This is a genomic window from Streptomyces barkulensis, assembly GCF_002843305.1.
Lineage (GTDB): Bacteria > Actinomycetota > Actinomycetes > Streptomycetales > Streptomycetaceae > Streptomyces > Streptomyces barkulensis.
The window spans coordinates 76,518-84,536 of the sequence record NZ_PGSG01000059.1 but is presented as its reverse complement, the minus strand read 5'-3'; the positions used below and the strand labels follow the sequence as shown (position 1 = coordinate 84,536).

At 72.3% G+C, this 8,019-nt stretch carries 7 protein-coding genes and 1 tRNA gene; 5 read left to right on the top strand and 3 right to left on the bottom strand.

The features are described from left to right. Positions 1-146: 146 nt before the first annotated feature. Genes CUT83_RS12285 through CUT83_RS12270 form a run of 4 tightly spaced genes read left to right on the top strand, consistent with a single transcriptional unit; the run spans position 147 to position 3,284 of the window. Positions 147-329, top strand: coding sequence for a hypothetical protein (locus tag CUT83_RS12285; RefSeq protein ID WP_101255827.1), 183 nt, complete (start codon positions 147-149; stop codon positions 327-329). 8 nt (positions 330-337) lie between these two features. After that, complete coding sequence (repSA, locus tag CUT83_RS12280; RefSeq protein WP_101255877.1) at positions 338-1,723, top strand: replication initiator protein RepSA; 1,386 nt, start codon at positions 338-340, stop codon at positions 1,721-1,723. A 2-nt stretch (positions 1,724-1,725) separates the two neighbouring features. After that, the gene (locus CUT83_RS12275) at positions 1,726-2,016 is read left to right on the top strand and encodes a helix-turn-helix transcriptional regulator (protein ID WP_101255876.1); all 291 of its coding nucleotides are present in this window, start codon (positions 1,726-1,728) and stop codon (positions 2,014-2,016) included. Further along, positions 2,013-3,284, top strand: a complete 1,272-nt coding sequence (locus CUT83_RS12270) for a site-specific integrase (protein ID WP_101255875.1) — start codon at positions 2,013-2,015, stop codon at positions 3,282-3,284. Before CUT83_RS12275 ends, CUT83_RS12270 begins: the two co-directional genes overlap by 4 nt. Before the next feature lie 71 nt (positions 3,285-3,355). On the opposite strand, the gene CUT83_RS12265 is transcribed toward CUT83_RS12270, so the two are convergent. Then, positions 3,356-3,429 (bottom strand) — tRNA-Pro (locus CUT83_RS12265). A gap of 339 nt (positions 3,430-3,768) precedes the next feature. Between CUT83_RS12265 and CUT83_RS12260 the strand changes: the two genes are divergently transcribed. Beyond that, positions 3,769-5,088, top strand: a complete 1,320-nt coding sequence (locus CUT83_RS12260) for an NAD(P)/FAD-dependent oxidoreductase (protein WP_101255874.1) — start codon at positions 3,769-3,771, stop codon at positions 5,086-5,088. A gap of 9 nt (positions 5,089-5,097) precedes the next feature. Here the strand turns inward: CUT83_RS12260 and CUT83_RS12255 are convergent, their stop codons facing one another. Then, complete coding sequence (locus CUT83_RS12255) at positions 5,098-6,597, bottom strand: lipase maturation factor family protein (protein WP_101255889.1); 1,500 nt, start codon at positions 6,595-6,597, stop codon at positions 5,098-5,100. 125 nt (positions 6,598-6,722) lie between these two features. Further along, on the bottom strand, positions 6,723-7,919 hold the full coding sequence (locus tag CUT83_RS12250; protein ID WP_101255873.1) for a thiolase family protein: 1,197 nt from the start codon (positions 7,917-7,919) through the stop codon (positions 6,723-6,725). Positions 7,920-8,019 lie beyond the last annotated feature (100 nt).

Sequence of the window (8,019 nt, the reverse complement as noted above, 5' to 3'; positions counted from 1 at the left end):
GTGTGCGCGGTCGTCCTGCGCTCCCTGCTCAACAACCAGCACCGCCGCTGAACGGCCTCCGGGGCGGCCTCAACCGCCAAGTTTCCGCCGCCCCGGACGCCTCCTTTCCCTTCCAGATCCGCAGATCCGAAAGAGAGGACCTCATCATGCCCCAGCACGCTCCGCACCGGCCGATCTGCCGCGACTGCGACGGCTTCCCGGCCGTGGCCATCACCACCGGCACCCGCCACCGCGACGGCACCCGCGTGACCGTCCGCGTGGTCTGCCCGGCCTGCCGAGGCACCGGCCACGCCCCCCGCGCCACCGTCCTGATCCGCGCCGGGCGGTGACCGCGCCCATGACCGACGCCGCCACGCTGGCGGGAGTGGACCCGATCACCTGGCAGGACTTCCTGCGGGTGGCCGGGTCCCCCGGCTTTGACCGCTGGCAAGAGCAGGTGCGCCGCACCGGCGGCTGCGCCGACCCCATCCACCTGACCGGCTCCACCAAGACCCTCGACCGCACCACCGGCACCGTCCTGCACGCCTACTCCACCGACGGTGAGCCCGGCGGACGCCTGCGGGTGGCCTGCGGCAACCGCCGCGCCTCGCGCTGCCCGTCCTGCGCCTGGACCTACGCCGGAGACACCTTTCACCTCATCCGCGCCGGACTGACCGGCGACCGCTCCAAGGGCGTGGCCGAGGCCGTCCGCGACCACCCCCGCGTCTTCGCCACCCTCACCGCACCGTCCTTCGGCCCGGTGCACAACCGTCCCGCCCGCGGCCGGTGCCGCTGCGGTGCCCGCCACCGCGAGAACGCGCCCGAGCTGGGCACCCCGCTCGACCCCGACACCTACGACTACGCGGGCGCGGTGCTGTGGAACAACCACGCCTCCGAGCTGTGGCGGTACTTCACCATCTACCTGCGCCGGGAAGTCGCCCGCCAGACCGGACGGACCCAGAAAGCCTGCCACCAGGTGCTCCGGGTGGCCTTCGGCAAGGTCGCCGAGTACCAGCGCCGGGGCGCGGTCCACTTCCACGCCGTCATCCGCTTCGACGGCCCCGACGGACCCGACTCCGCCCCGCCCCAGTGGGCCACCGTGGAGCTGCTGACCAACGCCATCCGCGCCGCCGCCGCCCGCGTCGCCGTCACCGTGCCCGCCGCCGGCACCCAGCCCGCCCGAACCTTGCGCTGGGGCACCCAGCTCGACATCCAGCCCATCAGCGCCTTCGACGGCGGGGAGATCACCGAACAGGCCGTCGCCTCCTACGTCGCCAAGTACGCCACCAAAGCCGCCGAGACCACCGGCACGGTAGACCACCGGATCGGCAACACCGAAGCCCTCGATCTGCTGGACATTCCCGAGCATCCCAAGCGGCTGATCGCGGCCTGCCTCGACCTGCACCGGCTCTACCCGGACCGCAAGCTGCGCCAGTGGGCGCACATGCTCGGCTTCCGCGGCCACTTCTCCACCAAATCCCGCCGCTACTCCACCACCCTCGGCGCGCTGCGCCAAGTCCGCGCCGACTACCGCGCCGCCGAACAACGCGCCGCCCTCGGCCTGCCCGACCCCGACGCCCACCCCGAGGCGACCGTGCTGACCGTCGCCCACTGGGCCTACGCCGGGCACGGCCACACCGCCGGCGAGTCCTGGCTCGCCTCCCAGATCGCCCGCGACCTCCGCGCATCCCGCGACGCAGCACGCGAAGCACGCGCAGACCTCGAAGCACAAGGGGAGTGGTGACTATGAAGAGAACGCTGACGGTAACTCAGCTCGCCGGATTGCTCGGTGCTGTACCTGTCACCGATGCAGGGAAGGATGAGACACCTGACCTCTTGCACAGTGGCTGGTACACCACGGACGAGGTGGCCGAGCTGCTGGGCGTGGATGCCTCGACGTTGCGGCGATGGCGTACCTCCAACCCGGTGCAGGGGCCGCCGTTCGTCCGGCTGACCTCGCGCGTGACTATGTACAGCGTCCCGGACGTGCAGGCGTGGCTTGCCTCCCGGCGCGTTGACCCAGCAAAGGCGGCTTGATGGAGCGGCAGAGGCCTCCGGTCGGTGTTCGGCTGTCCACCGATGTCGAGTACCGGCCGGGCAATCCCAACCCGTACCGCGCTCGGGTGCGCTGGTTTGATCCGCAGACCAGGAAGCGCCGTTCGTGCTCGGAGATGCTGCCGACCGACGATGACGCGCGGGCGTGGATCAAGCGTATGGAGCGCCTGGCCAGCCGCGGGGTCACGCCTGTCGTGGCGACCATGTCCTTGGCCGAGTACGGGGCGGAGGACGCCGAGGTCTGGCCACTGGCGATGCGCGGCTTGGAGGCTAAGACCCTGGACCCGTATCGGGCAGGTTGGCGGCTGCGGGTGGTGCCCACCCTTGGTCATCTCCCCGTGAGGACGATCACCAACGGCATCGTAGACCGGGCTGTCCACGGCTGGATCGCCGACGAGTGCAGCCGGTCTACAGTGAAGAACAGTCTCGCCGTTCTGGTGCGGGTTATGGAGCAGGCGGTGAGGGACGGCATCATCGATGTGAACCCCGCTCGGGTGACCGGCTGGCAGCAGGAATACAAGAGGGCTGCGGACGAGCTGGACGATCCTCGCTCCCTGGCCCTACCCGACTGGGACGCGCTCGAACGGTTGGCGACTGCTCTCGTCGCACGCTCGGCCGGCGCTTTCGAGGGCTGGGGCGATGTGGTGAAGTTCGCGGCCTGTACCGCGGCGCGCATCGGGGAGGTCTCCGGTGTGCGGGTGCGGGACATCGACCGTGAGGCATGGACGTGGGACCTGTGCCGCCAGACGACTTCAGGGCCGGGCGGGCTGCTCGACAAGGGCACCAAGGGCAAGCGCCGCCGGACGGTGCCGATCATCCCTGAGATCCGTCCCATGGTCGCTCGTCGGCTCGATGTGCTTCGCGGCAAGCCCGATGCCCGGCTGTTCACCGGTCCACGTGGCGGGCGGATCAGCACGGCCGTGCTACGGGACGCGACCCACTGGGATGAGGTAGTCGTCCGACTCGGATACGAGCACCTGCGGCGGCACGATCTGCGGCACACAGGCCTGACGTGGATGGCTGACGCGGGGGTCCCGCTTCATGTGCTGCGGAAGATCGCTGGGCACGGGTCACTCACCACCACACAGCGCTACCTGCACCCCGACAAGAGATCAGTGGAGCTGGCTGGGGCCGCGCTCAGCGCGCACCTGTCGGGAAGTCGCTCGGACGCCGACTCCTCATCTGCTCCCAGTGGTCCCAAAGTGGTCCCAGAAAACCGGCCTCGGAGGCACCTCCGCCTGGTGCGGTAGCCCGGCTCCGAGCACGAGAAAAGGCCCGCTGACCTGGATCTTTCCTCCAAGTCGGCGGGCCTTCTGCCCTGTCGGGACGACAGGATTTGAACCTGCGACCCCTTGACCCCCAGTCAAGTGCGCTACCAAGCTGCGCCACGTCCCGATGCTCTCCCGGTCCGGGATCTTGTCCCTCGCCGTTCGCGCACAGAAACCATACCGCATTCCGGGGAGTGCTCGCTCACCCCTCGGGGGCCGGGGCCGGAAGATCAACTTCGTTCCCGGCCGGGCCCTGGGAAGCCGGCTTCGTCACCCACCGTGTGCGGCGGTGTGCCCCGTCGGCCGGGACGACGGGTGCGTACGAGGGGGCGGCCCTGTCGGTGGTGGGGGAGGGGCGGGCGTCGGCGGAAGGCCGTGGCGGGGGCCGGAGCCGGGGCGGGTTTGCCGGGACGCAGGCGGGAAACGCGGTTGCCCTGGTCGTTGGTCCCGAGGGCTGGAGTCGCACGTGAGCCGTTCCCGGATTGTGATCGTCGGAGCCGGGTTCGCCGGTTACCAGACCGCCAGGACGCTGTCGCGGAAGCTCCGCGGGGCGGCCGAGATCGTGCTGGTGAACCCGAACGACTACTTCCTGTACCTGCCGCTGCTGCCCGAGGTGTCGGCCGGGCTCCTGGAGGCCCGCCGGGTCTCGGTGTCGCTGGCCGGGACGCTGCCGAAGGTGCGGCTGGTGCTGGGAGAGGTCCACGGCGTGGACCTCGACGGGCGTTCGATCACCTACACCGATCCCGAGGGGGCCGAGAAGAGTCTGGGCTACGACCGGCTCGTCCTCACCGTCGGAAGCGTGAACAAGCTGCTGCCCATCCCCGGGGTGGCCGAGCACGCGGTCGGGTTCCGGGGCATGCCGGAGGCGCTGTACCTGCGCGACCACATCAGCCGGCAGGTCGCCCTCGCCGCCAACGCCGAGGACCCGCAGGAGTGCCGGGCGCGCACCACCTTCGTGGTCGTCGGCGCGGGCTACACCGGTACCGAGGTGGCCGCCCACGGCAAGATGTTCACCGACTCCCTGGCCCGCCAGCACGCCCGCAGCGCCACGGGGATGCGGGCCGACGCCCGGCCCCGCTGGATGCTGCTGGACATCGCGGACCGGGTGCTGCCGGGCCTGGACGAGAAACTGGCGCGGACCGCCGACCGGGTGCTGCGCAAACGCGGGGTGGAGGTGCGCACGGGGACCTCGGTGAAGGAGGCCACCGAGGACGGCGTCCTCCTGGACACCGGGGAGTTCGTCCCCACCCGGTCGCTGATCTGGTGCGTCGGGGTGCGGCCCGACCCTCTGGTGGAGCAGCTCGGCCTGCCGACCGAGAAGGGGCGGCTGATCGTCGACGAGTACCTGAACGTCCCCGGCCGCCCTGAGGTGTTCGCCTGCGGCGACGCCGCGGCGGTGCCGGATCTGACCAACCCCGGCCAGTACACGGCGATGACCGCTCAGCACGCGCACCGGCAGGGCAGGACGGCCGCGAACAACGTCATGGCCTCGTACGGGGTCGGCGCCCGCCGCCCTTACAAGCACAGCGACCTCGGCTTCGTCGTGGACCTCGGCGGGGTGCAGGCCGCGGCCAACCCCTTCGGCATTCCGCTGTCCGGCCCGGTCGCCAACCTCGTCACCCGCGGCTACCACCTCGCCGCGATGCCGGGCAACCGGATCCGGGTGGCCGCCGACTGGGCGCTGGACGCCGTACTGCGGCGGCAGGCCGTCCAGCTCGGCGTGCTGGACGCCTGGTCGGTGCCGCTGGACACCGCCTCGCCCGAGACGGCCCGGCTGCGCGGCTGACGACCGCCCTCACGGCGCGTCCGTGCCCGCGTCCGTGCCCGCGTCCGCGTCCGTGTCCGCGTCCGTGTCCGCGTCCGTGTCCGCGTCCGTGTCTAAGGGCCGCCGGGAGACCGGCGGCCCGTAGGGGCCGATCAGCTCGCGGTCCCACCACGCCCCGGTGGAGCGCAGCTCCCGCCAGGTGGTGAAGCGGTAGCGGTACAGCAGGGCCCGTACATGGACGGGCGGGGCGCCGGGGAAGGGGTTGGCGCGCAGCAGGCGCAGGGTGTCGGGATCGTTCTCCAGCAGCCTGTGCAGCAGCCGGGTGAACCAGGGCGCCGCGTAGGAGGGCGAGAGGGCGGCGAACCACATCAGCCAGTCCAGCCTCAGGTGGTACGGCGCGTACTGGCGCGGCAGCCGGCGCACGTCCCCCGGCTTGCCCCTGAAGCAGTACTCCCGCCAGCGCGTGGCATCGGTGATCCGCTCCTCGTCGGTGCCCTCGATCACCACCTCGTGCCGCACGCGCGTCACGCTGCCGAAGGCGCCGTAGGTGTTGACCAGGTGGAGCCGGTCGAAGGAGGCGTTCATCCGCTGGCGGCGCGAGAGCAGATTGCGGGCGGGCCGGTAGCTGAGCACCGCCACCAGCGCGGTCACGGCGATGACGGCGGCGCCGAACCACATGGGCGTGGGGCCGTGGGCGGGGGCGTCGGCGACGGCGGAGCCGTCGATCGCGGAGAAGGCCAGCACAACCGTCAGCCAGTTGAGCCAGGCGAAGTTGCCGGACGCCACCAGCCACAGCTGGGTGACGACCACGGCCAGCCCGGCGGCGCCCGCCACCGGCTGGGGGAGGAACAGCAGGAAGGGGACGACGAGCTGGGTGACGTGGTTGGCGGCCGCCTCCACCCGGTGCAGCGGGCGTGGCAGCCGGTGGAAGAACCAGCTCAGCGGGCCCGGCATCGGCTGGGTCTCGTGGTGGTAGTCCAGGCAGGTCAGCCTGCGCCAGCAAGCATCGCCGCGCCACTTGATCAGCCCCGCGCCGAACTCCACCCGGAACAGCAGCCAGCGCAGCAGGACGAGGGTGAGCAGCGGCGGGGCGACGTCGGCGTTGCCGAGGAAGACGGCCAGGAAGCCGGCCTCCAGCAGCAGCGACTCCCAGCCGAACGCGTACCAGGTCTGGCCGACGTTCACGATCGACAGGTACAGCACCCACAGCAGCGCCCACATCGCCATGGACACCGCCAGCGGCACCCGGTCGGCGGCGCCCAGCAGCACCGCCGCCGACAGCGCCGCGCCCAGCCAGGCCGCGGAGGCGAAGAGGCGGTCGGAGTAGCGCAGGTGGAACAGGCTGGGGGAGTCGCGGAAGGGCACCCGGCGCAGGAAGTCGGGGGCCGGGGTCAGACCCCGCTCGCCGAGCAGAGCCCGGAACTGCAGCGCCGCCGAGACGAAGGCGACGAGGTAGACGGCGGCCAGGCCCCGCTGGAGGACCAGGCGGCTCAGCCAGTAGTCGGGTGCCGCGAACCATTCCCACTCCATGGCGGCCACGTGTACCACCGGGGCCCGCCGTCATGCGGCGGGCCCCGGTGGCCGTACACGCGGTCGCGCGGGTGGGTGTACGGGTGGGGCGCAGGGGCGGGCGCGGGTCGGCCGTACGGGTCCGCTCAGCGCTCCAGCACGAGGGCCTGCCCCTGGCCGACGCCGATGCACAGGGCGGCGAGGCCGGTGCGGGCGCCGGTGGCGGCCAGGTGGTGGGCGACGGCCCCGGCCAGGCGGGCGCCGGAGGCGCCCAGCGGGTGGCCGAGGGCGATGGCGCCGCCGTGGGGGTTGACGACGGCGGGGTCGAGGTCGGGCCATTCGGCCAGGCAGCCCAGGACCTGGGCGGCGAAGGCCTCGTTGAGCTCGACGACGTCCAGGTCGGAGAAGGCGCGGCCGGCCCTGTCCAGTGCGCGGGTCACGGCCTGGACGGGGCCGAGGCCGAAGAGGTTGGGTTCGACGGCGGTGGTGGCGGAGGCGCCGATGCGGGCCAGGGGAGTGCGGCCGGTGGCCTTCAGGCCGGCCTCGTCGGTGAGCAGGAGGGCGGCGGCGCCGTCGTTGAGGGGGGAGGAGTTGCCGGCGGTGACGGTGCCGCCGTCGGCGCGGAAGGCAGGCTTGAGCTTGGCCAGCGCCTCCATCGAGGTGGCCTCGCGGATGGACTCGTCGCGGGCCAGGTCGGTGCCGGGAACGGGCACGGTCTGGGCGTCGTGGGCGCCCTCGGCCCAGGCCGCGGCGGCCTTGCGGTGGCCGGCCAGCGCGTAGGCGTCCTGGGCCTCGCGGGTGATGGCGTGCTTGTCCGCGACCTGCTCGGCGCCCTCCCCCAGGGAGACGGTCCACTCGGGGGGCATGGCGGGGTTGGTCATGCGCCAGCCCAGGGTGGTGGAGTACATCTGCTGGTGCCCGGCCGGGAAGCCGCGTTCGGGTTTGGGCAGCACCCAGGGGGCCCGGGACATGGACTCCACGCCGCCGGCGATGGCGACGGAGGCGTCGCCGCAGGCGATGGCGCGGGCCGCGTGGAGGACGGCCTCCAGACCGGAGGCGCACAGCCGGTTGACGGTCACACCGGGGACGGTGACGGGGAGGCCGGCCAGGAGGGCGGCCATGCGGGCGACGTTGCGGTTCTCCTCGCCGGCGCCGTTGGCGTTGCCGAAGACGACGTCGTCGATTCGGGCGGGGTCGAGGTCGGGGGTGCGGTCGACCAGGGTGCGGATGACATGGGCGGCCAGGTCGTCGGGGCGGACCCGGGCCAGTGCTCCGCCGTACCGGCCGATCGGGGTGCGCACCGCATCGACGACATACACATCACGCAGGAGATCGTTGGCCATGGCAGGGATCCTGGCAGGACCGCACCCGGATGGCCAGAAGCGGCCGGCGGGCATGGTCGATCACACACCCGTTGGTCCGGACGGGTGGGCATGGGCACCG

Bases quoted from the DNA above. Each gene is read 5' to 3' on its own strand.
- CUT83_RS12285 (WP_101255827.1), top strand. From the start codon at position 147: ATGCCCCAGCACGCTCCGCACCGGCCGATCTGCCGCGACTGCGACGGC.
- CUT83_RS12255 (WP_101255889.1), bottom strand. From the start codon at position 6,597: ATGGAGTGGGAATGGTTCGCGGCACCCGACTACTGGCTGAGCCGCCTG.
- CUT83_RS12250 (WP_101255873.1), bottom strand. From the start codon at position 7,919: ATGGCCAACGATCTCCTGCGTGATGTGTATGTCGTCGATGCGGTGCGC.
- CUT83_RS12275 (WP_101255876.1), top strand. From the start codon at position 1,726: ATGAAGAGAACGCTGACGGTAACTCAGCTCGCCGGATTGCTCGGTGCT.
- repSA (WP_101255877.1), top strand. From the start codon at position 338: ATGACCGACGCCGCCACGCTGGCGGGAGTGGACCCGATCACCTGGCAG.